This window comes from uncultured Halorubrum sp. (assembly GCF_937146585.1).
Classification (GTDB): domain Archaea; phylum Halobacteriota; class Halobacteria; order Halobacteriales; family Haloferacaceae; genus Halorubrum; species Halorubrum miltondacostae.
In genome coordinates this window covers 1-25,921 of sequence record NZ_CAKZRO010000129.1, presented here as the reverse complement: position 1 = coordinate 25,921, position 25,921 = coordinate 1, and the positions used below count along the sequence as shown (strand labels likewise).

Here is a 25,921-nt window from a genome sequence, read left to right as displayed (position 1 = left end):
CACAGACGCACACCCCACCCAAACGGACCACACTTCACACGCACAGACGCACACCACAACCAAACAGACCGCCTCTCACTCACACCAGAGAGAATCCCAGATGGGGACTCACCCACCACCGGTGGACGCTGCCCCGCCTTCCGCCGCGACCGACGGTTCGAGCGGAGCCAACTCCGGGTCGATGCCGGCGAGCGCCGAGACCTCGTACGCGGTCAGGTACGTCCGTGTCACCACCCGCACGGGGAGCGTCACGGCCACGACCGAGACAACCGAGCCGATTAGCACGGCCACGAAGACGATCGACCCGGCGGTCGTCGCGAACACCGCCTCGACTCCGCCGAGCGGAACCGCCGCGACGAGGACCGCGACGAGTCCGGCCGCGACGGCGACAACCGAGACGAACGCGACGGCGAGGGCCAAGACGATCCGAACGCCCGTTGCGACGAGGGCGTGAACGAGCAGGTACGCGGCGACGTCGCCCCACGATCCCCGGAACGACGCCCAGATCGCCCGCCACCCGTCTGTCACCCCCAGATCGCGAGCGACCATCGCCGGCGCGACGAACTCGAACGTGAGGCGGGAGCCGACGGCGCCGACCAGTGTCACCACGACTCCGACGACGGCGAGCGCGACGGTGGCGGTCCCCCTGACGTCCGGAGGAGCGCCGGCCGACACGGTAAATACGGGTACCGACGCGAACCCACCGGCAGACATCGATGCGGACCCGACGGCGACGACGAACGCGGCCGCCGGCGTCGCGGCCACGATGGCGATCCCCGCGAGGAGCGAAAGCAACCCCATCGCCTGCCGAAACCGGGCGCGAAACGGCCGCCAGAGCGCGACCTCTCCCGTAGCGAGCGCGTCGTAAAACGCGAGCCGAAACGCGAACGAACACGCGAGGAACGTGAGCACGACCAGCAGCGCTGCGACCGCGATCGCGACGAGCAGCGCCTCGTTCAGTCCGACGAGGCGGTCGAGCCCGGATGCCGCGGCCCCTCCGAACGCCTCCACCAGGGCACCAACACTCGACGGTGGCGACTCGGTAGGCGGCGAAACTGCCTCGTCCCACGCACTGAACCCACCTGTCGAAGGGTCGAATCCGACCGCCGAGACACCCAGTTCGAGCGTCGAGGCACCGATCCCGAGCGTCGAGGCACCGAACCCGATCGTTGAAGCGCCGACCGGCGACACCCCGGCACGAGACGCGCCGATCCCCCCGCCCGCCATCACGAGCGCGAGGAACGCGAGCTTCGCCCACCGGACCGCCCCGAAGGGGAAGAGGAACCGCCGAGTCGCGTCGACCGCGCGGTCGAGCGCGTCGACGGCGTGCCAGTCCATGCTGACCCTTGACCGGAGGGAGTGAAATAGGCTGGTACCCGTACCGCCGGCGACCGAACCGCGCAGCCCAGTTCGGCGACACCGACCCGCAGTCGTTTAGGGCGGACGCGACGAATCTACTCGCATGAAAGTCCGCGGCGAACGCGAGTGCCAGTCCTGCGGCGCGCGGTGGTCGTACTACGAGACGGGCTCGGTCGCGTGTCCGAGCTGCGGCGACCTGCGCAGCGTCGGCGTCGACGCCCGGACCGCGCACACGGACGCGCCCGTCGCGCTCGACCTCGCTCCCCACCGCGAGCGGTTCGGGGACGCCCCCGACACGCTCCCCCGATCGGGAGTCGACGAGCTCCAGTCCGACCTCCGGGAGTACTGCCGGAAACGCGGGTTCATCGACGGCGGGCGGCTCGCCCCCCTCGACGAGACGTACCTCGCTGCCCGCGAGCTGCTGGAGGCCGTCGACTGCTTCGAACGACTCCGGGACCCAACCGACGCCGACCGCGAGTACCTCCTCGCTCTGCTTGCCCGCGCCGACGACGGCGACCGGCCGGCGACGGACGGGATCCCGAGCGCGCTCCGCGAAGCCCGGGGAATGGCCGCCGTACGCGCGGTGGAGGCGTACCGCAGCGACGCGCTCGACTTCCTCGACGAACTCGAAGCCCGAGCCGACCGAAGCGAGACCGAGAAAGACCCGGACGAGGCCCGGACCGTCACGGTAGCCGGGGACCGTCCGGAGACCAGGGTCGGCCCCGCCCGCGACGCCTTCGGGCGCCTCCGCGACCGCGTCGCGCGCGTCGACGCGCTCGGGGGCGACGTGCCGCCCGCGACCGCGGACGCCCTCGTCGAGGCGGCCGACGCCGTCGGAACGTACGTTCGCACCGGCGACGAGGCGGCGCTGACGACCGCGAACAATCGGATCGACGACGCGAGCGTCGAAGACAGCGGACTCGGGAACCACTGAGGCCGACCGACGCCCGTCGGACCGCCGCCCGTCCGACCGGCCCCCGTCCGACCGACTCCGAGGGCGTCACTCCGCGCCGGGCTCGACGACGCGGTTCGAGAGTGTGCCGACGCCCTCGTAGGTGATCTCGACGCGCTCGCCGGGCTCGACGAGTCCGGGGTTCGCCGGGCTGCCGAACGCGATACAGTCGCCGGGTTCGAAGGTGAACCGCTTCGAGAGGTGCGACACGACCTCGTGCGGATCGAACAACATCAGCTCCGTGTTGGCGTCCTGGCGCTCCTCCCCGCCGACCGTCGTCTCGACGTCGAGGTTCGTCGGGTCGACGTCGGTCTCGATCCACGGCCCCAGCGGCGCGGACCCGTCGAACGCCTTCCGCGCGGTCCGGCCCTGTTGGTCTAACGCGTCGACGTCGTTCATGATCGTGTAACCGCGGACGACCTCCGGCACGTCCGCGGGGGCGAGGTCGCGACAGCGCTCGCCGATCACGGCGACCAGTTCGCCGGCGTAGGTCAGTTCGTCGGTCCACTCTGGGTAGCGGACCGGCTCGCCGTGCGCGAGCAGACTCGCGGGCGGTTTGAGGAAGAAGTCCGGCTCGTCCGGCCGCTCGTACTCCATCTGGTCGAGCGTCGCCGCGTAGTTCCGGCCGACGCAGTACAGCGCGCTTGGCTCGCACGGCGGGAGCAGCCGCCCGTCGCGACCGACCTCGTAGCGTCCGTCGTCCGCGACGACCGCGCCGTCGACGTAGCGACCGGCCACGGGGCCCTCGGGCGTGAGCAGTCGAGCGAATCGCATGGGAGCACGTCCGCGCTGCGACACGAAAAGGCGTCGGTGACGAAGCGACTCCCGAGACCGGCGCCGAGTCGGTTGCGGCCCGGTTCAGTCGTTTTCCTCGTCGTCGTCCGCGTCCTCGCCGACGCCGATGACCACGCACGACCGGATCTCCAAAGCGGTCTCGAACTCCTCCCGGCGGCCGCACCCCGAACCGATCCGCTCGACCGTCGCCTCGTGCGCGCGAACCACGGCGTCGCGCTCGCGGCCGGCGAGCCCGACCCGGTCCGCGACTTCCTCCCAGTGGTCGGGCTCGACGAGGAACGCCTCCCGGTCCGACTCGGCCGCCACCCGCTCGTACCGCCGGCGATACGCCTCGATTCGGGGACCGAGGTCCCCCTGGACGCGCGCGAGCAGCGTCGGGAGGCGGGCGGCGGGCACGCTCGCGAGCGCGGTCGCTTTCACCAGCGCGGTCCCCCCGATCGGGTACGACCCGACATCCCGGTCGCCGTCCGCACCGTCTTCGGAGTCTCCGGTCGCGTCCTCGTCGGGAGCGCCTCCGGAGCCCCCGGTCGCGTCCTCGTCGGGATCGTCTCTGGAGTCCCCGGTCGCAGCGTCGTCGGACATCACCCGCCGGCGCGCATGGCCTTCTGCCGGTACTTCGGGAGGAGCTGTGCGAGGGCGTCGGGATCGCCGGCGAACTCCGCCGTCACCTCGGTGAGCGTGATTGCGGCCGCCGCGGTCACCGTCTCGGCGCTGAGGGTCGCCCGCCAGCCGTCGCCGTCCACGCGGGTCGCCGCCGCCGGGTCGTCGGTCCCGACCAGCTCGCCACCGAGGTTCCGGAGGTAGTGGGCGGCGAGCCGCCGGGAAATGCCGCGGTACGCCACCGTCTCCCGCTCCCACCCGTCCTCGGCGGGCGGGAGGTCGGCCGCCTCCGCGCTCGCGCCACCGATCGCTTCCTCCGCGGGCGGCGACCCGTCGTCGCTCATGATCCTCCCGCGACCGGGGGGAACACGGAGAGCCGGTCGCCGTCCGCGATCGGGGTGTCGAGTCCGTCGAGGTGGAGCACCTCGCGACCGTTCTTCAGGACGTTGATCTGCGGGGCGAGGTCGCCGTCGACGATCAGCCGCCCGTCCATCCCCTCGTACGTCGACTCCAGCTCCCGCAGCACGTCGCCGACCGTGGAGTCGTCGGCGAACTCCGCGTTCACCGTCTTCCCGCCGGCGGCCTCGCGAAACGTCGCAAAGAACCGCAGTTCCAGTTCCATATCCGTACGTCGGGTCGCGGCGGCTTAAAAGCGGCCGGCCGCAGAAGCCGACGACCGTTAAAAGCGACGGCCGCGAAATAGCCGCGGGCGCAAAACGCTGTGGGCGCGAAACGCCACGGTCGCAGGGAAGCCCCGGGGAGACCGCGTCGGACCGACGCCGGCTACAGGTCGGACAGCCGGATGCCGTCCTCGACCAGCCGGAAGTTGCGCTCGCGGTCGAGGTCGTCGGCGAGCCACTCGTGGTCGTACAGCTGGCCGATGAGCTCGAGGTAGAGGTTCCGCCACGCGATCGCGTAGATCGGCGACTGCCCCCACGCGCGCAGTTCCGGGACGAACTCGTGGTAGGTGCTGGCCTGCGACTCCATGCGCTCGACAGCGTCGGCGACGACCTCGGCCGCCTCGTCCGGGTCCGCCTCGTCGAGCGCCTCGTTCAGTCGCGACTGGATCCCCGCGATGGCGCGGCGCATGTCCTGTTCGGCGGTCCCCTCCTCCTCCGGGAGCGACTCGACGACGCCCCGCGGCACGCCGAGTTCGATCTCTGGCATGCGATCACCTCGTGGGAGCGCGGTCAAAAAACCCGTTCACCCGGCAACGGCGACCGCGGCGACCGCGGCGCAACGGCCCGCCGCGGGCTGCGATTCGCCCCGACGCGTTCGTCGAGCCACGTCCCGGTCGCGTTCCCGACCGCCTCCCGACTGGCGTCGGGCGACAGCGACGCCGGATCGTCGCCGCGCTGCCGCCCGTAGGCCCCGAACCCGGCGTGGTTGACGCCGTCGAGCACCACGACCCGGGCGTCAGGCGGGAGGTTCGACCGCGACGCGCGCTCCCGCTCGGCGTCTATCACGCCGTCCGCGGCGCCGAGCACCGAGAGGACGTCGAGGCCGCTGTCGGAGACGTCGCGGTCGCAGTACGCGGCGTGGAGCACCAGCGCGTCGTACGCCGCGGCATTTTCGGCGGCGTGTCGACAGGCCATGGCACCGCCGAGCGAGTGGCCGCCGACCGCCCAGACGTCGACCTCCGGGTAGCGCTCGCGCACGCGGTCGGCGCGGTCCGGCGCGATGACGGCGAGGTTGAGGGGCATCTCCGCGACGACGACGAGCGCGACGCGGTCGGACGCGGCGACGACGTCCGCGGCGGTGGGGACGTAGCTCTCGTGAGCCACCCGCGCGCCCGGGTAGTAGACGAGTCCGACGGTCGAACCGGTCACCGGTCCGTCGCGGACCGCGGTGCCGAGCGCCGTCCGCTCGACGGTGACGTTCGGGTCCGCCTCGACCGCCGCCACCGCGTCCGCGTTCGGCCCCTGCCCGGCGGCGAAGTACGCGGCCCCGCCGGCGACGACGAGCGCGAGGAGCAGGACGACCGCACCCCCGGCGATCGCGAGCCGCCGGCGCGCGGGCAGTCGGCGAGCGATCCGTCCGCGGACCCCACTCACGGCGTCGGCGCGGCCTTCTGGAGCGCCGTCTCGGCGATGTTCCCGCCGTAGTCGGCCGACCGGAGGACGGAGTCGACGACGAGCCCGAGCAGCTGCGCGCGGGTGGGGTCGAGCTCCCGGAGGACCTCGTCGATGGACCGGACGCGCTCGTCGATCGCCCTGACGCCGGTTCGCGCCTCGTTCGCCCGCCGGGTCGCGGCGTCGGTGTCGTCGTCGAACAGCGCGTCCATCGCGGTGTCGATCACCTCGACCGCGTCGCCGTGGAGGTCGTCGACCGCCTCGACGACGTCGTCGGGAAGCGGGTCGTCGATGTTCAGCGTCAGGTGCGCGATCTTCGTCGCGTGGTCGCCGATCCGCTCCAGCTGCCGGGCGCTGGAATGGTAGTCGAAACACTCCTCGCGGGGCAGGCCGAGCTCCTCGGCGGCCTTGGGCGTCCGCAGCGTCGCGCGGAAGATCCGCGAGACGACGAGCCAGAGCCGGTCGAGGTCGTCGTCGCGACCGATCACGTCGCGCGCGAGGTCGTGGTCGCGCTCGGTGAGCGCGGTGAGCGCGTCTTCGAGCATCGACAGCGAGATCAGCCGCATCCGCGTGACCGCGTTGTGGATCGAGAGCTCGGAGGAGTCGAGCAAGTCCTGGACGACGACGCGATCGCGCGTCTCCTCCAACACTTCGAGGCCGACGAGGCTCTGGACCGCGTCGCGTATCGTCGACCGCTGCTCGGTGGTGATCTCGGCCGCCTCCAGTTCGATGACGTCGAAGCCGCTGACGTACATCGTCGTCACCGCCCGCTGGAGCGCCTGTCCGCTCAGGTCGGAGATGTCGAGCGTCCCCCGCGTTCGCTCCTCCTCCGACCGCGGCGTGAGGAACAGCGAGTCGCCGTCGGGGTGGAACTCGATCTCCGTCCCGGCCTCGACGTCGTTGTCGGTCGCCCACGTCTTCGGAATCGAGACCGTGTACGTCGAACCGCCGGTGACCTGAACCTTCCGCGTTTCCATACCTCACGTTCCAGAGCGGAACACCTTAATTTTGATCAAAATATATACCGGGTAGAGAGCCCGTATGGAACTGCGTTTCAGGGGACCCCTCAGACGGCGCGATAGTCCGTCTTCGGGTCGATAGGTAGATCAGTATTTTCACTATATACTACTATATACTTAGATAGATTTCGGCTCGGTCGCTACCGGCCTCGGCTCACACCACGCGGTTACGGAGCTCGTCGCCTGATTCCAGCCGCGCGACGTTGCCGGCGAGGATCTCCGCGACGCGCTCGTAGTACTCGGGCGTGTGCCCGGCGTTGTGCGGCGTGATCGTCGCGTTCGACAGCCCCCACAGCGGGTGGTCCTCCGGGAGCGGCTCCGGCTCGGTGACGTCGAGCGCCGCGCCGCGGATGCGGTTGTTCCGGAGTTCGGTCACCAGGGCGTCGGTGTCGACGACCGGCCCGCGCGCGATGTTGACGAGGACGGCGTCGGGCCGCATGGTCCGGAGCGCGTCGGCGTCGACGAGCCCCCGGGTCGCCTCGGTGAGCGGGCACGCCAGCACGACGTACTCGGCGTCCGCGACGGCCTCGTGGAACTCGTCGAACCCGTACACCTCGTCGGTCGGCCCGCCCTTCTCGGGGGAGTAGCGCACCCCGATCGTCTCGACGTCGAACGACTCGAGCCGATCGACGACCGCGCGCCCGATGGCGCCGAGTCCGACCACGGCCACCGTCGAGCCGTACACCTCGGTCGTCTCGTAGGTGCGCCACTCGCGCCGGGACTGCTGGCGGTACGCCCGGTGGAACTGTCTCGCGTGCGCGATCATCGACCCCACGACGTGTTCGGCGATGTTCGGCCCGTGGACGCCGGACGCGTTCGTCACGGCGACGCCGTGGTCGTCGAGCAGGTCGCGCGGGAGGTGGCCGGTCCCCGCGAACACGCAGGCGAACAGCTCCAGCTCCTCGGCGACCGCGAGCAGTTCCTCGTCGATAGTGAGGCCGACCGCCACCCGCGCGGTGCGAATCAGCTCGCGCTCCTCACCCGGCGTGCGCGCTCGCGCCACCGCGGCGTCCGGGAGCCGCTCGCGGACCGCCGCCGCCAGTTCGTCGGGGCCGAGTCCGTGGATCGTCTGTCGGAGGATCAGGACGTCCGGGTCGCTCATACGGGCAGTCTCGTCGGCGTCGATAAAAATGGTGTCAGTCGCCCGGAACGGGACGCGGCCGCAGCGACCGAACTGGAGGGCCTACGACAGCGCCGCGTCGAACGCCGCCTGGAGGTCGGCCTTCATGTCGTCGACGTGCTCGATCCCGACCGACACTCGGATCAGCCCGTCCGTGAGCCCGGCCGCGAGCCGCTCCTCGCGCGGGATGGCGGCGTGCGTCATCGCCGCCGGCTGCTCGATGAGGCTCTCGACGCCGCCGAGCGACTCCGCGAGCGTGAACACCTCCGTCTCGCTCACGACCGTCGACGCCTCCTCGAGGGTGCCGTCCAGCTCGAACGAGAGCATGCCGCCGAAGTCGTCCATCTGCTCGGCCGCCAGCTCGTGGTCCGGGTGCGACTCCAGCCCGGGGTAGTAGACGCGGTCGACGGCGTCGTGCGCCGACAGCCACTCGGCGAGCGCCATCGCGTTCTCGCAGTGGCGGTCCATCCGGACCGGGAGCGTCTTCGTCCCGCGGAGGACGAGGAAGGCGTCGAAGGGGCCCGGCGTCGCCCCGACGGAGTTCTGGTAGAACCCCAGCCGCTCGTCCAGCTCCGCGTCGTCGACGATGAGGGCCCCACCGATGGTGTCGGAGTGGCCGCCGAGGTACTTCGTCAGCGACTGGGAGACGATGTCCGCGCCGTGTTCGAGCGGGCGCTGGAGGTACGGCGTCGCGAAGGTGTTGTCGACCGCGCAGAGCGCGTCGTGCTCGTGGGCGACGTCGGCGAGCGCGCCGATGTCGTTGACGTTCATCAGGGGGTTCGTCGGCGTCTCCACCCAGACCAGCTCGGTCTCCTCGCGCATCGCCTCCCGGACCGCGCCGTGGTCGGTCGTGTCGACGAACGTGGTGTCGATGTCGTACTCGTCGTACACCTGCGTGAGGATCCGATGTGTGCCGCCGTAGACGTCGTCGCCGGCGACGACGTGGTCGCCCGCGGACAGCAGGTTGAGCACCGTGTTGATCGCGCCCATGCCGGAGGAGAAGCAGCGCGCGTGGCTACCCGACTCCAGCGAGGCGAGGTTCGCCTCGAGGTCGGTGCGCGTCGGGTTCCCGGTCCGGCTGTACTCGTAGCCGCGGTGTTCGCCCGGCCCGTCCTGCTCGTAGGTGGAGTTCGCGTGGATCGGCGTCATCAGCGCGCCCGTCTCGGGGTCGGGCTCCTGTCCGGCGTGGATCGCGCGGGTCTCGATGCGACGGTCGTCGCCGTCGCGGCCGTGATCGCTGCCGGCGTGGCTCCCGTCGTCGGCTCGGTCGGTCATACGTGACGGTGGTCACCGAGGAAAGTGATTCTTCCCCTTCGGACCGGCCGAACGAGAAGCTCGCCGCTCGCGGTGTGTGAGTGGATGCTCGGTCAGGGATTTGAACCCTGGTCGTCGGCTGACTTCCGAACCGGCGCCGAAGCGCCGCGTCCGCCGAAAGGCCAACATGATTGGCCGGACTACACCAACCGAGCGCGATTGACGCTTACGCCGGGGACAATTTAACTCTTCTCAACTCCCCGCAGCGTGCGACGGTAGCGCACGCGATCGACGCGCCTCGGTCGCGTCCCGCCCGGAGCCGAGCGGCCCGACCGAGACCGCACCCGACGGTGCGTTCGAGGTCGTTACTCGTCGATGTCGACGTGCTCGATCTCGACGGCCTCGCGGGGGTCGTCGTTGCGGCCGGTCGGCACGCCGCCGATCTCCTCGACGACGTCCATCCCGTCGATGACCTGCCCGAAGACGGCGTGCTTGCCGTCGAGGTGCGGGGTCGCGTCGAGCGTGATGAAGAACTGCGAGCCGTTCGTGTTCGGACCGGAGTTCGCCATCGAGAGGATCCCCGGGCCGTCGTGGGTCAGGTCGTCGTGGAACTCGTCGTCGAACTCGTAGCCGGGACCGCCGCGGCCGTTCTCCATCGGGTCGCCGCCCTGGATCATGAAGTCGTCGATGACCCGGTGGAAGACGATGCCCTCGTACAGCGAGTCGCCGCGGACCTCGCCGCTCTTCGGGTCCTCCCACGTGTTCGTCTCCGGCGCGGGCTCCGCGTCGGCGGCGGGGTCGTGGCGCGCTAAGCCGAGGAAGTTCTCGACCGTCTTCGGCGCGCGCTCGGCGAACAGTTCGACGACGATGTCGCCGTGGTTGGTCTGAAGCGTCACCTGCGGGTTATCGGGGTCGGAAACCTCTCGTGCCATGTTCTCGGGGAGGGACGCCCGTCGGAAAACCCTGCCCATCCGCGCGGGCCGTCCCCGGCCGCGAACACCGCGCTTATGAACGAACGCCGCGGACGCGTCGACATGAGTTCGACCCCGGTGTTGACCGTCGCCGCGCTCGTCGTCGGAGTGACGGTCGGCGCGCTGTTCGCCTTCCTCCGCGTGCCGATCCCCGCGCCCCCGGAGCTGCCGGGCGTGGTGGCGATCGTCGGCATCTACCTCGGCTTCAAGCTCGTCGGCTACGCCGGCGTCGGGTTCGACCTGCTCGACGCGCTCGGGCTCTGACGCGCGCCGCCCCGCGGCGCAGACGGCCGGTATCGTTTTCCGCCGGGCGCGAGCAGTATCGCACATGTACGACGAGATCCTCCTCCCCGTGGCGCCCGGCGGCGAGGCGAACGACGCGATCCCGCACGCGGCCAGCCTCGCCGAGCGCTACGACGCAACCGTCCACGTCGTCTCGGCCGCCGACACCGCGGCCGAGACCCTCGCCGGGCCGCGAGCGGGGGCGTTCTCCGACCGACTCGCCGACGCGGCCGCCGAGCGGGTGGAGGCCGTGACCGCCGAACTTGAGGCCGCCGGCGTCGAGGTGGTCGGCGACGTCGTCCGCGGCGAGCCGTTGGACGTGATCGAGAACGCGATCGACGACGGCGCCGACATCGTGATCATGCCGAGCCACACCCGACGGGGGATCCGCCGGCTCCTCCTCGGCAGCGTGACCGAGAAGGTCGTCCGCGTCGCGTCGGTGCCGGTCGTGACCGTTCCGATGGCCGACCCCGAAGCGACGGATCCCCCGGCCGAGACGCCCGACGCGGACGGCGGCGAGGCAGACGGCGGCGAGGCGGACGGCGACGACGCGGACGACGCCCAGTGACGGACGCGTCGGGCGGAGCGGAGACGGTCACGCGCGCCTTCCGCGTCGCGTACGACGGTCGGAAGTACGCCGGCTTCCAGCGGCAGCCCCACGCGCACACCGTCGCCGACTCGCTCCTCGGCGCGCTCGCGGACCACGGGATCGTCGACCCCGGCGACGGCCCGACCCACGCCACGCCGCCCGGCTACGCCGCCGCGGGGCGGACCGACGCCGGCGTCTCCGCCGTCGCCCAGACCGTCGCCTTCGAGGCGCCGGCGTGGCTCACGCCGCGCGCGTTCAACGGCCACCTCCCCGGGGCGGTCCGCGCGTGGGCCGCCGCCGACGTGGCCTCCGGGTTCCACGCGACCCACGACGCGGTCCGCCGGACGTACCGCTACCACCTCTACGCGCCAGACGCCGGCGCGAGCGGAACCCCCGAGTCCGCGCGTCGAGACCCGGAACACGCGGTCGACGACGAGCGGCTCCGGGCCGCGCTCGCGCGGTTCGACGGCGAACACGACTTCCACAATCTGACGACCGACGAGACGGGGACGGTTCGCGACCTCGACGCGCGGGCGACCCGCGAGGGCGACACGCTCGTCGTCGAGGTCGCGGCCGGCGGCTTCCCGCGCGCGCTCGTCCGCCGGATCGTCGCCGCGGCTCGGGCCGTCGGTCGCGGTACTGCCGAGCCGGAGTGGATCGACCGCCTGCTCGCTCCCGAGCCGATCTCGGGCGACCGCGGCGTCGGCCCCGCGCCGCCCGAACCGCTCGTGCTGTGGGACGTGACGTACCCCGACGTCGCGTTCGACCTCGACGCCGAGGCCGCCGAGAGCGCTCGCGTCGCCTTCGGAGAGCGACACCGAGACGCGCGTCACGCCGCGGCCGCCACCGGCGCGGTCCGCGACAGGCTGTTCGAGGCGCTCGACGAAGAGTGAGTGAACGAGTCGGCGACCGAGGCCGCCCGGGCCGTCAAGCGACTGCCGCTCAGGCGGCCGACCCGCCCGCGGGGGTCTCCATGCCGTCGACGCGGACGAGGAGCGTGTTGCCGTCGACGTTGGTCGCGTCCACCGTCCCCGAGAGGCGCAACCCGGTCGCGGGCGTCGGTCCCACGGTGACGTGGTCGCCCGTGTCGAACGGGCCGACCGACCCGCGGATCACGAGTTCGGCGCGGCACAGTTCGGGGTTCGTGACGCTCGACAGGTCGATCTCCGCGACGGTGACGTCCTCCACGGGAGTCCCCTCCCGCTCGACCGGCGTGGTCGCGGCGTCCTCGAGGCGCTCGATGCCGAGCGCGTCGTACGCCCCGTCGGTGGGGACGTAGCCGCCGTCGGGCCCGGCGACTCCCTCGACGAGGCCGAGGGTGCGAAGGCTCCCCATCCGGTTCCGAACGGTCCCCGCGTTGCGGTCTATCGCGTCCGCGATCTCGCGGCCCTGTACCGGCGCGTCGCGGCCCTCGGCGAGGTTCACGAGCGCGGTGAGCACGCGGTCCTGGCTCGAACTCAGCTGGATATCGGACATGTACGAGTTGATAGCCACTGAACTAATAAATGTTCGTGTATAACGTCATTATATTATTAGAAATCTACTTTTCGTAGCTATTTCCGAACGTTCGCTTTTTCTGACTCGCTACGTCTGGTAACACACGGTATTCGTGATTCCGGATAGTCGATTTTGCCAGTTTCGTGGGTTTTGGACCGCATGAAAAACCGTTTGTCGGCCGAAAATCGAAGTACGACGACGCTCGAATATAATCGTACCAATTCCTTATACGATCCACACCGCAAATATTTACCGACACGACTGGAAGCGGCGGGCGACTGATGACGATTCAACGCGACGCTTGCGATCGATCCCGGAGGCGTATCGGCGCTCCGCGAAGCGAGAGAGGCCGAGCACCGAACGGTCGAGCGCGAGGGGCGAATCGACCGGAGGACGGCGATGACTGATCCCGAGTCAGCCTTCGACGCGGACGGGAGAGCCGCTTCCGAGCGAGCGGCGAACGCGACGCAGACCGACGGTCGGGACGACGCGCAGAGCGACCCCTCCCCTCGTTCGTTGCTCCCGCACCGAGATCCGGAGGTCGAGCGCGAGCGAACTCGGTCCTTCGTCGCCGAGCGGGTCGACGCCGCTGGCGCGGACGGCGTGGTGGTGAACATGAGCGGCGGGCTCGACTCGACGGTGACGGCGGCGCTCGCGGTCGAGGCGCTCGGCGCCGACCGCGTGTACGGCCTCGTCCTCCCGTGTAACAAGATCGGCGCGCCCCACGCCCGCGACGCCGAGGCGCTCGCGGAGGCGCTGGGGATCGAACACGAGACGGTCCACCTCCAGCCCCTGTTCGCGCAGTTCGGGGCGGTCGTTCCCGACCGGTTCGACCTCCACGACGAACCGGTCCGGTCCGGAAACGCGGTCGCGCGGCTCCGGATGACGGTGGCCTACCTCGCCGCCAACGCGACGAACCGCCTCGTCTGCGGCACCGCGAACCGGAGCGAACTCCTCTTGGGCTACCTGACGAAACACGGCGACGGCGCGGCCGACCTGTTCCCGCTCGGCCACCTCTACAAGACGGACGTCCGGGCGCTCGCGGCGGGACTCGACGTGCCGGAGTTCGTCGTCGAGAAGTCGCCGACCGCCGGATTCCTGCCGGGACAGCGCGACGCGGACGACCTCGGGGCCCCCTACGAGGTCGTCGACCCCGTCCTCCACCTCGGCGTGGACCTGGGGCTGGACCCGGGATCGGTCACCGAGCGGATCGCGGCCGCCGTCGCCGAAGCCGACGGAGACGCGGGCGATAGCGGCGGCGACGGCGGCGACGACCGAGGGCCCGAGACCGCCGCGCTCGCCGACGTCGACCGCGCCCTCGTCGCGGACCTGCTCGGCCGCCATCGCGCGACCGCGCACAAGCGACTCCCGCCCGCGACGCCAGACGCGGATCTGGAGTAACGGAGCAGTCGGGATCGGGGCGCGCCGTCCCGTTCAGTCCCAGTCCGCCGGCCAGAGGTCGGCGGCGCGCATCCCCGTCTCGAAGTCGGCCTCGCGGAACGCGGCCGCGAGCTCGTCACGGTCCAGCCGGGGGAGGTCGCGCTCGGGGGCCGCGAACTCCGCGACGAGCAGGGCGACGAGCATCGCGTGCTCCCGGACGTTCCGGTCGTCGACCTTGTCTCGCGTGTCCGCGTGGGTGTGTCCCCAGCCGCGACCGCGGTCGCCGGAGTCGCTGTGGAGCTGGAGCGCCGGCACGCCGCGACGCACGAACGGCCACTGGTCGGAGAACGGGTGCGGCTGCGCGTCGACCTCGATCGGCTGGCGCGTCGCGGTCGACACCGCCTCCGCGACCGACGCGGCCGCCGTGGAGGCGTGCGCGAGCGCGACGAGGTCGCGGAACCGCCCCGCGCCGTCGACGTTGACCACGCCCTTCACGCGGTCGAGATCCACCTGCTCCGCGAGGTGCTCCGCGCCGAGCAGGCCCACCTCCTCGGCACCGACCGCGACGACGTCGACGCCGGTCGGGAGGTCCGCGCCCGCCAGGATCTCCGCCGCGGTCGCGACCGTCGCGATGCCGCAGCCGTTGTCGAGCGCGCCCTCCGCGATGTCGTGGGCGTCGTAGTGGGCGAGCAGGAGGACGCGCTCGTCGGTGTCCGGGCCGGCCGTCCCGACCACGTTGCGGCTCTCGCCGGGCGTCGTCGACGCCTCGACCGACAGCTCGACCTGCGCGACCGCGCCCGCGTCGGCCGGTCCGGTCCCCTCGCCCCCGACCGCGTACTCCCGGAGCCACGCGCCGGTCTCCTTCGAGACGCCGACGGCGACCGCCTCGGCCTCCTCGCCGAAGGTGAGCGACCCGGTGGGCGGGAGCTGCCCGTCGAGGTGGTTGACGAACACGAAGCCGACCGCCCCGGAGTCGATCGCGTAGCCGAACTTCTCCATCCGGTGGACGAACCGCCCGCCGGACGGCGTGGTCGTCGAGGCGACCGCGATCCGGCCCGCCACGTCGCGCTCGTCGATCTCCGAGGGGGTGCCGTACCCCACGTCGACGAGCTCGCCCGAGACGCTCCCCGCGGGCGAGTACGGGAGCGCCAGCGCCTCGAACGACCGCGTGGTCGGCTCGCCGTCGCGCCCGGAGACGGTCACGTCGAGCAAGGCCGACCCGCGCTCCCACGCCGGGAGGTCGAACGCCTCCGTGCGGACGTCCGCGAGCCCCGCGCGCTCGAAGGCGTCGGCGACGAGGTCGGCGGCCCGCCGCTCGCCCTCGCTGCCGGCCATCCGGCTCCCGATCGCGGTGAGGTCGGTGAGGAAGCGCCACGGCCCGTCGTCGGTCCAGGTCGCCCCGAGCGCGGGGGCGAACTCGGCGGACCGCTCGCGCACGCGCTCGACCGCGTCGGCCGCGTCAGTCCGCGCTCCGTCTGCTGCGTCGTCGGTCATGCGCGTGTCTCCGTCGGCGACGTGTTAAGCGTGTGGCTCGCGGCACTCGCGGGCCCGATCCCGGCTCGCCCGTCAAAACGCTACGTTGAAGTGGGACGGTCGGGTACTTCGATTCGAGCACCGTTGGTCCAGTGGTAGGACATTAGCTTCCCAAGCTAATAGCCCGGGTTCAATTCCCGGACGGTGCACTTCCGACTGACTCCGTCAGTCAACGTTTGCCTCGCTTCGCTCGGCAAACTCCCTCCGGTCGTGCCCCGTCCAACGTCCCGTTCGCTGTGCTCACGGGACTCCCGGACGGTGCATTCCTGCGGCGAGCAACGTCGCGAGCCGCAGGAATCGGCAGCGGAATTGAACCCTATCAGTCGCGCGCAGCGAGTGAAACGAGCGAGCACGTCTGCTTCCGGTTCGATGAGCGGAGGCCGTCGCGTCCGAAGCCGAGGTCCCTGCGTCTCTCGCCTATCCGAGACGACGCGCCTCGGAGAGTATCGTTCGGAGACTGCCAAGACTGTAGGAGGGACCAGTGACCGCCGTGGGCCGGGAGTCCGCGGTACTCGATCAGTCCCCCTCGGCGCCGCCTTGAACCGCCACGGCGCCATTCTCTCCGCCCTGTTCGACGCGGACCGTCCTCGTCGGGAACGCCATCTCGAACCCGGCGTCTCGGAACGCCCGCTGGATCTCGCGGTTCACCGTGCTCCGCACCTCCTTCCAGCGGTCGAGGTCGTCGACGTGATACTCGAGCCTGATCTTCATCGACGACTCGCCGTAGTCCCAGAACCACGCGCCCGTCTGTTCCGTGTCGACGCCGTCAACGGAGTTCACCGTCTCGGTGGCCAGGTCGATCGCGGCGTCCATCTCGGTCGGGGCGGTGTCGTACGACAGGCCGAGGAACGCCTTGACGCGTCGGGTCGGTTCCGAGGAGATGTTGCGCACCTCGGCGTTCGCGATCGTCGAGTTCGGAAGGGTGACGAGTCGCCCGTCGAAGTCGCGGATGCGCGTCGTTCGGAGGCCGATGCTCTCGACGGTTCCGGTCGTCCCGTCCACGTCGACGGTGTCGTCGATCAGGAACGGCTTGGTCGTGAGGATGTGTGCGCCGCCGAAGATATCGGCCATCGTCTTCCGAGAGGCGAACGCGATAGCTACCCCGGCCACCCCGAGAGAGGCGATAACGGCCGTGACGTCGTATCCCAGGGAGTCGAGGATGACGACGCCCGCGACGGACACGATAGCGATGTTGGTGATGCGGCTGACGATCGGAACCAGCTCGTCGTCCAGCTTCGTCTCGGTCCGCTCGACGTACTCGACGAGGTAGGTGTCGATGAACCCGTCCGTCAGCCGGACGGCGATCCACGCGACGGTCAAGACGACCGGGATCTCGACGGACGCGTTCAGGACCGTCCGCAGCGGCTCGGCCGGCGCGAGGATCCGCTGACCCGCGAGCGCCCCGAACACGATACCGAGCAGCACGACGGGGCGGCCCAAGGCGTAGAGGATGATGTCGTCGACCTCGGTCTTCGTGGCCTCGGCCGTCTGCCGTAACCGGCGCTCATAAAAGAAGCTCAGCGACCGCCCGAGGACGCCGCCGAGAAGCAGCACGGAAAAAAACAAGAGGTACTCCGGAATCGTGCTTCCGAGGTACGTCTCCGAGAAGAGCGAACTGACGGCCATAGTCGAACCCCTTGTCCCTCTTACATAATTCTACCGTCGATTCGGCCGGCTGTGAGCGAAGCGAGGGTCCGCGGCCCGGATAGAGCGTCCCCGTCGCAGCGGCGCACCGGCCGAGACGCCGGTCTCTCGCCTCGGTCAGAAGATGTTCGCCTGGTCGTACACCGAGATGCCGGTGTCCGTGATGTCGTACGGCTTCGTCTCGCGGGAGTGGTTCGCGTCGCGGATCTTCTGGATCTCGACGGCGAGACGGGTCTCGCGGAAGTCCGACCCGCGGACGTACTGGAGCACGAACACCGCGTCGGTGAGGTACTCGACGATCCCGTGCCGCGACGCGTACTTCGTCTCCTCGCTCGCCTCGGAGGTGAGCAGCGTCGTCACGCCCGCCTCCTTCAGCGAGCGCGTGAACCCGAACACCTCCGAGCGGCGCTTCGCTGGGTGGTCGTACATCATCTCCAGCAGCGAGACGGAGTCGAGCACCAGCCGGTCCGCGTCGAACTCGGCGATGAGCCGGACGAGGTCGTTGCGAATCGACGCCAGCGAGTTGGCCATCTCGATGGGGTCGATGGCGACGACGGCGAGGCGGTCCTCGGCCGCGTGCTCACGGAACGACCATCCCTTCTCGGCCGCCGTGTCGAGAATCGACTCGCGGGTCTGTTCGAGCGTGATGTAGATCCCCTTGTTCCCCGATTCGAGGGCGTGGTTGAGGAACTGGAGCGCGAACGTCGTCTTCCCGGTCCCGGCGCCGCCGATGACCGACAGCAGCGACCGACTGGGGACGCCGCCGAGGATCATGTCGTCGAGCCCCTTGATCCCGATGTCGGTCCGGTCGATCTCGGACTCGAACTCGTCGGGGTCGACGTCGAAGTCGGTCGTCTCGCCGCCGCCGCCCGCCTCGCCGGCGAGGTCGCCGAACCCGAAGTCGTCGTCGCCGGCGCTCGCAGCGCCGCGGTAGCCGCCGAACGGGTCGCCGCCCCCGCCGCCGGCGCCTCCGGCTCCGCCCCCGCCCGCACCGCCGCCGGTCCCGCTGTCCCCGCGGCTCCCGCCGAAGGGGTCGTCCGCACCGAACGGGTCGCTCCCGCCGCCGGACCCGGCGTCCACGTCGGGGGCGCCGCCGGCGTTCGCGTCGGCGTCGGTCCCGCCGCCGAAGGGGTCGTCCCCGCCGAACGACCCGTCGTCACCGCCGACGTCGCCGAACGCGTCCGCGGGCACGCCGTCAGCCGCCGGGTCGTCGTCAGAGCGGTCCCCGCGGAACTCCTCGGCCCCGCCGAACGGGTCCGCATCGCCGCCCGCATCTTCGGAGGGGTGCGCCTCACCGTCGCCCCCGGCGTCGTCACTTCCAGCGTCGTCGTCTCCAGCGCCGCCGCCGAACGGGTCTCCGTCGCTCGCGTCCGCGTCCGACCCCCCGACCGCACCGCCGAACGGGTCGTCGGAGGCGGTATCCTCGCTCGACGCGCCCAGTTCGACCGCCGGGTCGTCGAACTCTCGCTCCGCCTCATCGTCGGGGACCTCGGGTCCGTCCGCCGCGTGCTCCGTCTCTGCCGTCGCGTCCTCCGTCTCCGCCTCGTCGTCGGACCCGCCCTCAGCCTCTCCCACCGGCCGCTCGTCGGACTCTCCGTCGGTCTCGCGCAGCGCGCGCTCGAACCAGTCGTCCTCCTCGCTCATCGTTTCCGCCGCCCGTGGGGGGTCGACATGGCCCGAGCAACGCGGTCGAGCGGCTTGAAACTTTCCGGCGAACTCTCGCGCGTCGAGAACTCGGCGGGGTTCCCCGATGTCCGCACGCTTTTATCCGGGGATCGGGATGGGTTCCCCATGGAAGTGGGTATCGTCGCGCGAAAGGGGAGCGAGCGCGCCGCGTCGCTCGCGGCGACGCTCCGGGACGTCGTCGTCGACGCGGGCGAGGCCGTCTGGCTCGACAGAGAGACCGCCTCGGCCCTCGACGCGGGCGACGACGCGCGCGCGGTCGACGCGTTCGGCGACTGCGACCTCGTCGTCGCGGTCGGCGGCGACGGGACCTTCCTCTTCGTCGCGCGCAACGCGGGCGACACGCCGATCGTCGGGGTAAACCTCGGCGAGGTGGGGTTCCTCAACGCGGTCCAGCCCGCCGACGCGGCGACCGCGCTCCGCGCCGAGATCCGGGCGTTCCGGAACGACGGACTCGACGTCCGCGAGGCCCCGAGGCTCGCCGCCAGCGCCGGGGACTGGACGTCGACGCCGGCCGCGAACGAGGTGGTCGTCCAGGGCGAGCGCCGCGGCCCCGGCGGCGGGATCGACTACGAGGTGCGCGTCGACGGCTCGCGCTACGCCGGCGGCCACGCCGACGGCGTGCTCGTGGCCACGCCGACGGGGTCGACCGCGTACAATCTCTCCGAGCGCGGCCCCCTCGTCCACCCGGCTGTGGAGGGGATCGTCGTCAACGAGATGGTGGCCGACGAGGGGATGCCCCCGCTCGTCGTCGACGCCGACGCGACCGTGACGGTCGCGGTCGCGGACGACGCGGGCGCGACCGTCGTCAGCGACGGCCGCGACACCGCGACGCTCGACGGCCCGGTTGAGGTGACCGTCGAACGCGCCGCGCCCCCGATCCGGATCGCCGGCCCGCCCTCCGACTTCTTCGAGGCGCTCGGGAAGCTCTCGTGAGCCGGACGCGCCCGAGGCCGGCACGCGGGCGAACGCACCCACAAAGCGTTTACCGGACGGCTGCCGACGCCGGAGCGTGAATCGCCGTTCGAGGCTCGGGCGGTACGCGGCCGCCGGCGTCGTCGTCGCCGCGCTGGCGGCCGTCGCGCTCGCGGTCTCCCCCGAGGCGGCGCTCTCGCGGCTGCGGTGGCTCGCGACCGACCCGATCCGGTTCGGGGTCGCGGTCGTCGCGCTCGCGGCCGTGCGGCCGCTCCTCGCCTGGCCGACGACGCTGCTCGCCGTCGTCGTCGGCTTCGGGTACGGCTGGCTCGGGACGCCGCTCGCGATCGCGCTGGTCGTCGCCACCGCGCTGCCGCCGTACGCGCTCGCCCGGGCGGGGCGACTCCGGCTCGAGGGCGAGGGGGACGCGGCCGGCGACTCGGGGGTCGCCGCGCAGTTCTGTCGCGCCGGCGAGCGCTTCGCGGCGGAGTCCGGGAACCTGCGCGCCGTGGCGGGGACGCGGCTCCTGCCGCTCCCCTCCGACGCGGTGACGGTCGGGGCCGCGGCCGCCGGCGTCGGCGTCAGGCCGTTCGTCTTCGGGACCGCGCTCGGCGAGCTGCCGTGGGTCCTCTCCGGAGTCGCGGTCGGCGTCTCGCTCGACCGACTCGCGGCGGGCGGCGGGTCGCTCGTCGACCCGACGGTAATCGTGGGGATGGCGGCGGTCGGCGTGCTGGTCCTCGCCGGGCCGCTCTACCGCACGCTCGCGGGCCCGGACGCGGCCTCGTCGGCCTAATTCGGGTAGAGGAGGGTCGGGTGCCGCCGGGTAAGTCGATCGGTAGAGGAACGGAACCGAGCGGAGAACGGGACGGACCGAAAGTCGCGGGGACAGAAGAACGCGAGGACCGCCCGAGCGTCGGTCGTCGCGCGGGCGATCGTGCGGGCCGTGTGCCTCTGACAGCAGACGGGTGCTCTGGTTCGGGAACCGCTCGCGGCGGCGCGCGCATTCCCCCGGTCCCCGAATCCCGGGAACCGATCCCAGCCCTGACCCCGGAACCGCGGGGCGCGCGGCGCTCGCCCGACGGCGAGCGACCGGACGCGGCCGCGGCTCCAACGGGGGACCGGGGGGCGCGGCGTTTTACGAGCCGCCGTCGGTCGCGTTCTCGCCGTCGGTCGAGTTCCCGCCGTCGGCGTCGCCCGACTCCTCGTACTCGACCTCGATGCCGCTCGGGACCGGCCTGAGGAGGTAGCGACCGTTCCCGCGGAGCACCGGCGCGAAGTCCGCGGTGAATGTCGTCCGCGTGTTCTCGCGGATCTCGAACTGCTCGTTGAACTTCAGCGGCGCGTTGCCCGGCAGGTCGACGGCCGCGTCGCTCCCGTCGGTGAGCGTCCCGTCGGCCGACGAGACGTCGAGCTGGAGGTACGGGTACTCGCCGGTCTCGAGTTCGCGCTCGTCGACCAGCTGCGTCTCGCCGTTCTGGAGTTCGACGAGGTCCGCCTCCTGCGACTCGTCGAACTCGTAGTACTCGCGACCCTCGGGCTCGTCCTCCGCGTCGTCGGTCTCGTTGCCGTCGGCGGTCTCGTCCCCCCCGTCGCTCCCGTCGTCCGTGTCGGTCTCGTTCTCGCCGTCGGCGTCCGCCTCCGGTTCGGCGCCCTCCGGACCGAGCCAGAACCCGTCGACGGTGACGACGAGCGACTCGAAGTCCGCGATGTCGGCCGGCTGGTCTGTTACCTGCGTCGCGAGCGTGCCGGTCGCGCGACCGACGCAGCCGGCGAGGCCGGCCGCGCCGAGGGCGGCGGCGCCGGTCGCCTGGAGGTACGTGCGCCTGTCGATCGCGTCGAGGTCGGGCGTGCGGTCCGTCACGTTACGCACCCCCCTCGCCGTCGGCGGTCGAGCCGTCCTCGGCGTCCGTTCCGTCGCCCTCGCCGGCGCCGTTCCCGGCGATGTCGCTCACGGTCTCGCCGAGGTCGTCGACGCCGCCGGAGAGGAACTCGTTCACGTTATCGAGGATTCCGCCGACGAAGTCCGGAACTTGACTCGGGAGGTCGCTCGGCGGCCCCGCGTCGCCCGAGGCGTTGTCCGGGCCGGGGGTCGCCGCGACGGCACCGGCGGCCGCGCCGGTCCCGATCAGTACCACCGTGGCCAGCGCCACGATCAGCGTCGTTCGTATCGCACTCATGACGACTCCCCCTCGGAGCGCTACACGGTTTAATGACCCAAGCCGTTCAGCCGAGTTACGCCCGATTTAACTCGGTTTAATCGGCGGAAGACGGGCCGAACGGCCAGATCGACCTGCGTCGGGGGTCGTATATAAATGGACAGTCGAACCGACCGCGGTCACCTGCGCGCCCGCGGACTGCGACCGACAGGAGCGGACGGCGACAGTCGGGCGCAGTCGAGAAGCGAGTCGGTGTTCGAGCCGACTACGGCTCCAGGCGGTTGGGGTCGCGCGGGAACATGATCGCCTCCTTGATGTTGTCGAGGCCGGCGACCTTCTGGACGAGGCGGTCGATGCCGAGCCCGTAGCCGCCGTGCGGGGGCGTGCCGTAGCTCAGCGCCTCGATGTAGAACTCGAAGTTCGCGGTCTCGACGCCCTCCGCCTCCATGACCTCGACCATGCGCTCGACGTCGTGTTCGCGCTGGCCGCCCGAGGAGAGCTCCTGGCCCTTGTAGATGAGATCGAACTTCCGGGAGGCGATCTCGTCGTCCGGGACGTCCTGCATGTAGTAGAACTTCTCGTCGGGGTAGCCGACGACGAAGAACGCGGGGTGGCCCTGCTCCTCGAAGTGTTCGCCCAGCAGCTTCTCGCCCTTCGTGTCGAGGTCGGTCGGGTCGTCCGGGAAGTGCCCGTACTCGGTCTCCAAGATGTCGAGCGCCTCGTCGAAGGTGATCCGCGGGAAGTCGTCCTCGGGGACTTCTAGGTCCACGTCGAGGAGGTCGAGTTCGCGCTCGGCGTTCTCGGCGACCTCGCGGAGCGCGTAGCGGAGCGACTCCTCCTGGACGTCCATCACGTCGTCCTCGTCGTCGATGTACGCCAGCTCCACGTCGAACATCGCGATCTCGGAGACGTGGCGCGAAGTGGCGAAGTCCTCGGCGCGGAACGCCGTACCCGTCTCGTAGACGGCCTCGTAGCCCGAGGCCATCAGCATCTGCTTGTACAGCTGGGGGCTCTGCGAGAGGAACGCGTCCTGGTTGTAGTAGAGGATCGGGAACAGCTCCGCGCCGCCCTCGGCGCCGCCCTTCGAGATCAGCGGCGTCTTGATGTCGACGAACCCCTCGTCTTCGAACCACTCCTCCATCGCGGTGATCAGCTCGGAGCGGAGGGTGAACACCGCCAGCGTCTCCGGCTTCCGGAGGTCGAGCGCGCGGTTGTCGAGCCGGGTCGAGAGGTCGACCTCGATGTCCTTCGAGATCTCGAGCGGGAGCGGGGACTCCGCCTCGTCGATGACCTCGTACTCGGTCGGCGCGATCTCGACGCCGCCGGGCGCCTGGTCGCTCTCCAGCGGTTCGCCGACGACGCGGACCACGTCCTCGGCGCCCACGTCCTGGACGGCCTCGAACAGCTCCGGCTCGCGCTCCTCTTTGAAGACGATCTGGATGAGCCCCTCGCGGTCGCGCACGATGAGGAACACGAGGCCCCCCAGGTCGCGGATCTCGTGGACGTGGCCGGCGATGGCGACCTCGTCCGCGTCCGGTTCGACGTCCGACGTGTGGATTCGCTCGATCATGGCGGTTTCTGCTTGTCCGCAACTGGTCGGGGAGCCGGCATAGGCCTGTCGTCTCGCCGTCGACGGAACCAGACGCGCGCGGCCGCTCGGCGGGATTCTCGGCGGCTCGGGGACCGAACGCACCGTGGCATGTAGTCGCATAACTAACATAATTTTAAGTCGAAACCGGTTCAGAACGTGAACAACGGCGCTCCCCGCGCCGCGGAACCGATCATGACCCGCTCCACCCTCTCGACGCTCGCGCGGTCCGAGAGCGTCGCGTTCCTCGGGTGGATCGGGTATTCGGCTCCGAACTCACGGTCCGTCCGCCCGACCGCGTGACGCGCGTCGGCTGGGGAGGATTTCCCCGGGACGGACCATCTCCCGTTCTCTCCAGCCGCCGCTGTCTCGTCGCGCGCGTCGAGCCGGACGACCGCACCCTCGCGAGCGCCGCAGTCGGCGACCCCCGCCGTCGGCGCGTTCGAGGCCGCGGACCGGCTCGTCCCGGACTCCGGACCGGGACGCCGACCGGCCGCGCCGCGTTCGACTCGCGGCGAGGGCGTATGGCGGCAGCCATCCACACGCCGTCGGTCGAGGCCACGGTGACCGTCCGCGTCTCGCAGGCGGCCACCGGCGACCTCGTCGCCGGCGCACGAGCACAGATCGAGCGAATCGACGGCCTCCGCGTCGAGGAGATCGAGATCGCCGGCCTCCGGCCCGGCCTCAACGACACCACGGTCGAGGCGGTCGCGACCCTCGCGGTCGGCGAGGAGGCGGGCCCCGAGGCCGACCCCGACGCGGCCGAGGAGTTCGTCGTCGACCGCGTCCGCGAGCGCCTCGCCGACGGCTTCGGCGTCGACCCCGAGCGCGTCGAGCGGGTCGACCCGCCCGATTGACGGGCGGAGCGGGCGTCCCGCGAACGGCTCACTCCTCCGCGATCCGTTCCCGCACCTCGGCCTCGGCGCGCCGGAGCACCTCTCGGATCGGGAGGCCGGTCGCCTCGGCGACCGCGGCCGCGTCGTCGTACTCCCCGCTGACGTCGTACACCGACCCGTCGGTCGTCGAGGCGACTTTCACGGTTACCTCGTGATCCGCATCGTCGACCCGGAGCGTCGCCGCCTCGAACTCGCGGTCGGCGATCCAACGGTGGCTCGCGCCCGATTGGCGCACTCCGAGCGTCCCCGTCTCGCGGGCGAGACGCTCGGCGACGGCCTCGGCGTCCGCCGGCTTACAGATCACCTTCACGAGGTGACCGGGCCGCGACTTCTTCATCGTCGTCGGAACGATCGTGACGTCCCGCGCGCCGGCCCGCGAGAGGGTCTCCTGAAGCCCGCCGAGCACCTCCGGCGCGGCGTCGTCCAAGTTCGTCTCTAGGACGGCGATGTCGTCGTGGACGAGCGACCCGTCGGCAGAGTGGTCGCCGTGAGTGTGGTCGTCGTGCGCGTGATCGCCCTGTGCGCGGTCGGCGCTGTGTTCCCCGCGGTCGTCGTCCGCTCCGGGGTCTCCCCCGTCGCCGACGAGCGCGCGCAGGACGTTCGGGTGGCGCTCGAAGTCGGCGTCGCCCGCGCCGTAGCCGGCGCGCTCGACCGCCAGATCCGGGACCGCGTCGACGTCGTCGGCGACCGCCCCGAGGATCGCGGCGCCCGTGGGCGTGAGCAGTTCGCGGTCGATCGGCCCGCCGACGATCCGGAAGCCGGCCCGGGCGGCGATCTCCGTCGTCGCCGGGGCGGGGACCGGGTACGCGCCGTGGCTCATCTCGACAGTTCCGCCCCCGGCGGCGACCGGCGTCGTCACGACGCGGTCGGGGTCGAGGTCGTCCAGCAGCAGCGCGGCGCCGACCACGTCGGCGACCGCATCGTCCGCGCCCACCTCGTGGAAGTGCGTCTCTTCGAGGTCGACCCCGTGGACCGACGCCTCCGCGCGGCCGAGAAGCTCGAAGGCGTCGAGCGCGGTCGACTCGACCGCGTCGGGGAGCCCCATCGACTCGACGAGGGCGACCACCTCGCGGTAGCTCCGGTGGACGCCCGCGCCCTCGGCATTGACCTCGTCTTCGGGTGAGTCCGTGTCGCTATTGTGGCTGTGGTCATGGCCGTGCGTGTGACCGCGATCGTGGTCCTGTTCCTCGTCGGGGACGCGATCGTGGGCGTGACCGTGGCTGGCGACGGTTCCGCCCGCCTCGTCGCCCTCGCCGCTGACGAGGACGTCGACGGTCGTCGCGCGGATCCCGTTCTTCTCCGCCTCGCCGACCTCGTATCGGATCGGGAGGGCGTCGCGCACGGGGTCGAGGACCGTGGGGTCGGCGCCGGCGGCGATCAGCGCGGCGCAGATCATGTCGCCGGCGGCGCCGGTCCGACCGTCGAAGACGAGCGTTCGCATGGGTCTTCCGAGGCGACTGGCGGACAAATACCTCGGGATTGACGCCGCCGAATCGGTCGGGCGGTTGTTTATAAACATCTGAGCGGTGGCCTTGGTTTATGTTGCTCTGTTGAAATCCATGAGTTGTGAGATATTTCTCGCGTCGCGGTGAATACAGAGGGTGTATTCAGCACGG

General features: G+C 71.1%; 27 protein-coding genes and 2 tRNA genes. 9 read left to right on the top strand and 20 right to left on the bottom strand.

Going from position 1 to position 25,921, the window contains the following annotated elements:
* Window positions 1–108: 108 nt before the first annotated feature.
* Window positions 109–1,338, bottom strand: coding sequence for a hypothetical protein (locus Q0116_RS10480; protein ID WP_297887796.1), 1,230 nt, complete (start codon window positions 1,336–1,338; stop codon window positions 109–111).
* 124 nt (window positions 1,339–1,462) lie between these two features.
* Between Q0116_RS10480 and Q0116_RS10475 the strand changes: the two genes are divergently transcribed.
* Window positions 1,463–2,293, top strand: a complete 831-nt coding sequence (locus Q0116_RS10475) for a hypothetical protein (protein ID WP_297887794.1) — start codon at window positions 1,463–1,465, stop codon at window positions 2,291–2,293.
* A gap of 66 nt (window positions 2,294–2,359) precedes the next feature.
* Here Q0116_RS10475 and Q0116_RS10470 read toward each other — a convergent pair whose 3' ends face one another.
* From Q0116_RS10470 to Q0116_RS10420, 11 genes are all read right to left on the bottom strand, one after another.
* Window positions 2,360–3,085 (bottom strand): fumarylacetoacetate hydrolase family protein, encoded by a 726-nt coding sequence (locus Q0116_RS10470; protein WP_297887792.1) that lies wholly within the window; start codon window positions 3,083–3,085, stop codon window positions 2,360–2,362.
* A gap of 84 nt (window positions 3,086–3,169) precedes the next feature.
* Window positions 3,170–3,688: a hypothetical protein gene (locus Q0116_RS10465; RefSeq protein WP_297887789.1), complete on the bottom strand. Its 519-nt coding sequence runs from the start codon at window positions 3,686–3,688 to the stop codon at window positions 3,170–3,172.
* Window positions 3,688–4,050 carry a hypothetical protein gene (locus Q0116_RS10460; RefSeq protein ID WP_297887786.1) on the bottom strand — a complete coding sequence of 121 codons (363 nt, stop codon included), beginning with the start codon at window positions 4,048–4,050 and terminating at the stop codon, window positions 3,688–3,690. Before Q0116_RS10460 ends, Q0116_RS10465 begins: the two co-directional genes overlap by 1 nt.
* Window positions 4,047–4,328, bottom strand: a complete 282-nt coding sequence (locus tag Q0116_RS10455) for a ubiquitin-like small modifier protein 1 (RefSeq protein ID WP_297887784.1) — start codon at window positions 4,326–4,328, stop codon at window positions 4,047–4,049. Before Q0116_RS10455 ends, Q0116_RS10460 begins: the two co-directional genes overlap by 4 nt.
* Window positions 4,329–4,489: 161 nt before the next feature.
* Entirely contained in the window at window positions 4,490–4,873 is a 384-nt protein-coding gene (locus tag Q0116_RS10450) for a hypothetical protein (RefSeq protein WP_297887781.1), read from the bottom strand.
* Between the two features lie 23 nt (window positions 4,874–4,896).
* Window positions 4,897–5,760 (bottom strand): alpha/beta hydrolase, encoded by an 864-nt coding sequence (locus Q0116_RS10445; protein ID WP_297887780.1) that lies wholly within the window; start codon window positions 5,758–5,760, stop codon window positions 4,897–4,899.
* Window positions 5,757–6,755: a phosphate uptake regulator PhoU gene (locus Q0116_RS10440; RefSeq protein ID WP_297887778.1), complete on the bottom strand. Its 999-nt coding sequence runs from the start codon at window positions 6,753–6,755 to the stop codon at window positions 5,757–5,759. Before Q0116_RS10440 ends, Q0116_RS10445 begins: the two co-directional genes overlap by 4 nt.
* 196 nt (window positions 6,756–6,951) lie before the next feature.
* The gene (locus Q0116_RS10435) at window positions 6,952–7,899 is read right to left on the bottom strand and encodes a D-2-hydroxyacid dehydrogenase (protein WP_297887776.1); all 948 of its coding nucleotides are present in this window, start codon (window positions 7,897–7,899) and stop codon (window positions 6,952–6,954) included.
* 81 nt (window positions 7,900–7,980) lie between these two features.
* A complete protein-coding gene (locus Q0116_RS10430) occupies window positions 7,981–9,192 on the bottom strand; it encodes a cystathionine gamma-synthase (protein WP_297887774.1) in 1,212 nt (403 codons plus the stop codon).
* Window positions 9,193–9,277: 85 nt separating this feature from the next.
* Window positions 9,278–9,386, bottom strand: a tRNA-Glu gene (locus tag Q0116_RS10425).
* Window positions 9,387–9,536: 150 nt separating this feature from the next.
* Window positions 9,537–10,103 (bottom strand): peptidylprolyl isomerase, encoded by a 567-nt coding sequence (locus Q0116_RS10420; RefSeq protein ID WP_297887771.1) that lies wholly within the window; start codon window positions 10,101–10,103, stop codon window positions 9,537–9,539.
* A 102-nt stretch (window positions 10,104–10,205) separates the two neighbouring features.
* Between Q0116_RS10420 and Q0116_RS10415 the strand changes: the two genes are divergently transcribed.
* The 3 genes from Q0116_RS10415 to truA all read left to right on the top strand — a co-directional run bounded on the left by Q0116_RS10415 (window position 10,206) and on the right by truA (window position 11,906).
* Window positions 10,206–10,406, top strand: a complete 201-nt coding sequence (locus Q0116_RS10415) for a XapX domain-containing protein (protein ID WP_297887769.1) — start codon at window positions 10,206–10,208, stop codon at window positions 10,404–10,406.
* A 64-nt stretch (window positions 10,407–10,470) separates the two neighbouring features.
* Entirely contained in the window at window positions 10,471–10,992 is a 522-nt protein-coding gene (locus tag Q0116_RS10410; RefSeq protein ID WP_297887767.1) for a universal stress protein, read from the top strand.
* Complete coding sequence (gene truA, locus Q0116_RS10405; RefSeq protein ID WP_297887766.1) at window positions 10,989–11,906, top strand: tRNA pseudouridine(38-40) synthase TruA; 918 nt, start codon at window positions 10,989–10,991, stop codon at window positions 11,904–11,906. Before Q0116_RS10410 ends, truA begins: the two co-directional genes overlap by 4 nt.
* 49 nt (window positions 11,907–11,955) lie before the next feature.
* Here the strand turns inward: truA and Q0116_RS10400 are convergent, their stop codons facing one another.
* Window positions 11,956–12,489, bottom strand: a complete 534-nt coding sequence (locus Q0116_RS10400) for an Rrf2 family transcriptional regulator (RefSeq protein WP_297887764.1) — start codon at window positions 12,487–12,489, stop codon at window positions 11,956–11,958.
* Between the two features lie 420 nt (window positions 12,490–12,909).
* Here Q0116_RS10400 and nadE point away from each other — a divergent pair, with 420 nt between their 5' ends.
* The gene (gene nadE / locus Q0116_RS10395; RefSeq protein ID WP_297887761.1) at window positions 12,910–13,911 is read left to right on the top strand and encodes an NAD(+) synthase; all 1,002 of its coding nucleotides are present in this window, start codon (window positions 12,910–12,912) and stop codon (window positions 13,909–13,911) included.
* 33 nt (window positions 13,912–13,944) lie between these two features.
* On the opposite strand, the gene Q0116_RS10390 is transcribed toward nadE, so the two are convergent.
* Window positions 13,945–15,384, bottom strand: coding sequence for a M28 family metallopeptidase (locus Q0116_RS10390; protein WP_297887758.1), 1,440 nt, complete (start codon window positions 15,382–15,384; stop codon window positions 13,945–13,947).
* A gap of 117 nt (window positions 15,385–15,501) precedes the next feature.
* On the opposite strand from Q0116_RS10390, the gene Q0116_RS10385 reads away from it, so the two are divergent.
* Window positions 15,502–15,572 (top strand) — tRNA-Gly (locus tag Q0116_RS10385).
* A 367-nt stretch (window positions 15,573–15,939) separates the two neighbouring features.
* Here the strand turns inward: Q0116_RS10385 and Q0116_RS10380 are convergent.
* On the bottom strand, window positions 15,940–17,049 hold the full coding sequence (locus Q0116_RS10380; protein WP_297887755.1) for a mechanosensitive ion channel family protein: 1,110 nt from the start codon (window positions 17,047–17,049) through the stop codon (window positions 15,940–15,942).
* 135 nt (window positions 17,050–17,184) lie between these two features.
* Entirely contained in the window at window positions 17,185–18,711 is a 1,527-nt protein-coding gene (locus Q0116_RS10375) for a KaiC domain-containing protein (protein ID WP_297887752.1), read from the bottom strand.
* A gap of 147 nt (window positions 18,712–18,858) precedes the next feature.
* On the opposite strand from Q0116_RS10375, the gene Q0116_RS10370 reads away from it, so the two are divergent.
* Window positions 18,859–19,686, top strand: coding sequence for an NAD(+)/NADH kinase (locus Q0116_RS10370; protein WP_297887750.1), 828 nt, complete (start codon window positions 18,859–18,861; stop codon window positions 19,684–19,686).
* A gap of 76 nt (window positions 19,687–19,762) precedes the next feature.
* Window positions 19,763–20,458, top strand: coding sequence for a VTT domain-containing protein (locus tag Q0116_RS10365; protein ID WP_297887748.1), 696 nt, complete (start codon window positions 19,763–19,765; stop codon window positions 20,456–20,458).
* Window positions 20,459–20,800: 342 nt separating this feature from the next.
* Here Q0116_RS10365 and Q0116_RS10360 read toward each other — a convergent pair whose 3' ends face one another.
* From Q0116_RS10360 to aspS, 3 genes are all read right to left on the bottom strand, one after another.
* On the bottom strand, window positions 20,801–21,526 hold the full coding sequence (locus Q0116_RS10360) for a DUF4382 domain-containing protein (RefSeq protein WP_297887747.1): 726 nt from the start codon (window positions 21,524–21,526) through the stop codon (window positions 20,801–20,803).
* A 1-nt stretch (window position 21,527) separates the two neighbouring features.
* Window positions 21,528–21,842 (bottom strand): hypothetical protein, encoded by a 315-nt coding sequence (locus tag Q0116_RS10355; RefSeq protein WP_297887745.1) that lies wholly within the window; start codon window positions 21,840–21,842, stop codon window positions 21,528–21,530.
* 244 nt (window positions 21,843–22,086) lie between these two features.
* Window positions 22,087–23,391, bottom strand: a complete 1,305-nt coding sequence (gene aspS, locus Q0116_RS10350) for an aspartate--tRNA(Asn) ligase (protein WP_297887742.1) — start codon at window positions 23,389–23,391, stop codon at window positions 22,087–22,089.
* A gap of 542 nt (window positions 23,392–23,933) precedes the next feature.
* Between aspS and Q0116_RS10345 the strand changes: the two genes are divergently transcribed.
* The gene (locus Q0116_RS10345) at window positions 23,934–24,266 is read left to right on the top strand and encodes a hypothetical protein (protein ID WP_297887739.1); all 333 of its coding nucleotides are present in this window, start codon (window positions 23,934–23,936) and stop codon (window positions 24,264–24,266) included.
* A gap of 28 nt (window positions 24,267–24,294) precedes the next feature.
* On the opposite strand, the gene larC is transcribed toward Q0116_RS10345, so the two are convergent.
* Window positions 24,295–25,746, bottom strand: coding sequence for a nickel pincer cofactor biosynthesis protein LarC (larC, locus tag Q0116_RS10340; RefSeq protein ID WP_297887736.1), 1,452 nt, complete (start codon window positions 25,744–25,746; stop codon window positions 24,295–24,297).
* Window positions 25,747–25,921: the final 175 nt, after the last annotated feature.

Coding starts and splice junctions, on each gene's coding strand:
- Q0116_RS10450 (WP_297887781.1), bottom strand. CDS start 4,873: ATGCCAGAGATCGAACTCGGCGTGCCGCGGGGCGTCGTCGAGTCGCTC.
- Q0116_RS10355 (WP_297887745.1), bottom strand. CDS start 21,842: ATGAGTGCGATACGAACGACGCTGATCGTGGCGCTGGCCACGGTGGTA.
- Q0116_RS10345 (WP_297887739.1), top strand. CDS start 23,934: ATGGCGGCAGCCATCCACACGCCGTCGGTCGAGGCCACGGTGACCGTC.
- Q0116_RS10430 (WP_297887774.1), bottom strand. CDS start 9,192: ATGACCGACCGAGCCGACGACGGGAGCCACGCCGGCAGCGATCACGGC.
- Q0116_RS10475 (WP_297887794.1), top strand. CDS start 1,463: ATGAAAGTCCGCGGCGAACGCGAGTGCCAGTCCTGCGGCGCGCGGTGG.
- Q0116_RS10390 (WP_297887758.1), bottom strand. CDS start 15,384: ATGACCGACGACGCAGCAGACGGAGCGCGGACTGACGCGGCCGACGCG.
- Q0116_RS10410 (WP_297887767.1), top strand. CDS start 10,471: ATGTACGACGAGATCCTCCTCCCCGTGGCGCCCGGCGGCGAGGCGAAC.
- Q0116_RS10380 (WP_297887755.1), bottom strand. CDS start 17,049: ATGGCCGTCAGTTCGCTCTTCTCGGAGACGTACCTCGGAAGCACGATT.
- Q0116_RS10470 (WP_297887792.1), bottom strand. CDS start 3,085: ATGCGATTCGCTCGACTGCTCACGCCCGAGGGCCCCGTGGCCGGTCGC.
- larC (WP_297887736.1), bottom strand. CDS start 25,746: ATGCGAACGCTCGTCTTCGACGGTCGGACCGGCGCCGCCGGCGACATG.
- aspS (WP_297887742.1), bottom strand. CDS start 23,391: ATGATCGAGCGAATCCACACGTCGGACGTCGAACCGGACGCGGACGAG.
- Q0116_RS10480 (WP_297887796.1), bottom strand. CDS start 1,338: ATGGACTGGCACGCCGTCGACGCGCTCGACCGCGCGGTCGACGCGACT.
- Q0116_RS10465 (WP_297887789.1), bottom strand. CDS start 3,688: ATGTCCGACGACGCTGCGACCGGGGACTCCAGAGACGATCCCGACGAG.
- Q0116_RS10455 (WP_297887784.1), bottom strand. CDS start 4,328: ATGGAACTGGAACTGCGGTTCTTTGCGACGTTTCGCGAGGCCGCCGGC.
- Q0116_RS10460 (WP_297887786.1), bottom strand. CDS start 4,050: ATGAGCGACGACGGGTCGCCGCCCGCGGAGGAAGCGATCGGTGGCGCG.
- Q0116_RS10375 (WP_297887752.1), bottom strand. CDS start 18,711: ATGAGCGAGGAGGACGACTGGTTCGAGCGCGCGCTGCGCGAGACCGAC.
- Q0116_RS10415 (WP_297887769.1), top strand. CDS start 10,206: ATGAGTTCGACCCCGGTGTTGACCGTCGCCGCGCTCGTCGTCGGAGTG.
- Q0116_RS10440 (WP_297887778.1), bottom strand. CDS start 6,755: ATGGAAACGCGGAAGGTTCAGGTCACCGGCGGTTCGACGTACACGGTC.
- nadE (WP_297887761.1), top strand. CDS start 12,910: ATGACTGATCCCGAGTCAGCCTTCGACGCGGACGGGAGAGCCGCTTCC.
- Q0116_RS10435 (WP_297887776.1), bottom strand. CDS start 7,899: ATGAGCGACCCGGACGTCCTGATCCTCCGACAGACGATCCACGGACTC.
- Q0116_RS10420 (WP_297887771.1), bottom strand. CDS start 10,103: ATGGCACGAGAGGTTTCCGACCCCGATAACCCGCAGGTGACGCTTCAG.
- Q0116_RS10400 (WP_297887764.1), bottom strand. CDS start 12,489: ATGTCCGATATCCAGCTGAGTTCGAGCCAGGACCGCGTGCTCACCGCG.
- Q0116_RS10370 (WP_297887750.1), top strand. CDS start 18,859: ATGGAAGTGGGTATCGTCGCGCGAAAGGGGAGCGAGCGCGCCGCGTCG.